We start from the raw sequence: 1225 nt of genomic DNA, 5'->3' as shown, positions 1-1225 counted from the left end.
GCAGTCGACCTAGTGTTGGAATGCACTGGTGCTTTCACCCAGGCGGAGGACCTGACCAAACATATTCAGGCGGGCGCGTCGTTCGTCATCTTGTCTGCCCCGACGAAGTCCGACTCCGTCCCGACGGTGGTGCACGGGGTGAACCAGGCGGAGGGGCAGCCGCAGATCATCTCTTGTGCCAGTTGCACGACGAACTGCATCACACCGGTCATCGAGATCGCAACAAGGCGTCTGGGGGTGGAGCGTGCGATCATGACCACAATTCATGCCCACACCGCCACCCAGCGCCTAGTCGACTCGCCGAACAACAATTTCCGACGTGGGCGCGCAGGTGGAGCGAACTTGGTGCCCGCTCCGACTGGCGCTGCACAGTCGACAATCCGGGCATTGCCGGAGTTGACTGGGCTCTTCGACGGGGTTGCGATCCGCGCCCCGATCGAGGTTGGCTCCATTGCCGACATCGTTATTGTCACCTCCCGCCCAACCAGCGTAGAGGAGGTCAACGCAGTGTTCATCGAGGAGGCGAAGACGCCCAGGTATCAGGGTATCCTCGGCGTTTCGGCGGACCCGATGGTCTCCTCCGACATCATCGGCGATTCACGCGCGTCCGTGGTGAACCTCGATCTGACGCAAGTGGTGGACGGCACCCTGATCAAGATCATGGCCTGGTACGACAACGAGTGGGGTTTCACCCACCAAATGATCCGCGAAGCCAGGGCCACCCTCGGGTTAACGCCCAGCGTGGAAACATCTCTGTGACGACAAATACAGTGAGGCTTCGAAGTCACCTTCCACAGGTAGGGTACATAGCCCGCGTGCGGACTTGAGGGCAGAGTGTTTGACTCGATTACATCCGACGCAACCTGCTGATCTCCGGCGAATTCGAATGGCATGTACTATCTGTCGCTCGGCGGCGGGTCGTGGGCTCGGGGCTCTGTGACAGATGCCCGATCCGAGTTAGCCTGTTACACCGTTTACGGAAGTGGCTGTCAGGTTTCGCGTAGATGGGTTTTCAGGAAGAGGGCTGTTCGCGCGAATGCGTCTGTTGCCTCGTCTGCGGCGTGGTGCGGAAGGTCCGGGTCCAGGGCAAAGCCGTGACGGACCTTGGGGTAGACAATGACAGCGGATTGCGTGGTTTTAGGGGTGAGGATTTCGCGCATCTGTTGGATGTCACGAGCGGGGGTGCTGGCGTCCTTGCCGGCATATATTCCCAGCCAGGGGGTCT

General features: G+C 60.2%; 2 protein-coding genes. One reads left to right on the top strand and one right to left on the bottom strand.

Going from position 1 to position 1225, the window contains the following annotated elements; all coding sequences use genetic code 11:
* On the top strand, positions 1-759 hold a 759-nt coding region (locus tag CXY80_RS00065), incomplete at its 5' end, for a type I glyceraldehyde-3-phosphate dehydrogenase (protein WP_104131110.1).
* Between the two features lie 230 nt (positions 760-989).
* On the opposite strand, the gene CXY80_RS00060 is transcribed toward CXY80_RS00065, so the two are convergent.
* Positions 990-1225 (bottom strand): dienelactone hydrolase family protein (locus tag CXY80_RS00060; protein ID WP_199182181.1); only part of this gene is annotated, 236 nt, incomplete at its 5' end.

The sequence above is a fragment of the Cryobacterium sp. M91 genome, assembly GCF_002929615.1.
GTDB classification, from domain to species: Bacteria; Actinomycetota; Actinomycetes; order Actinomycetales; family Microbacteriaceae; genus Cryobacterium; species Cryobacterium levicorallinum.
This window is presented reverse-complemented; position numbering and strand designations above follow the sequence as displayed.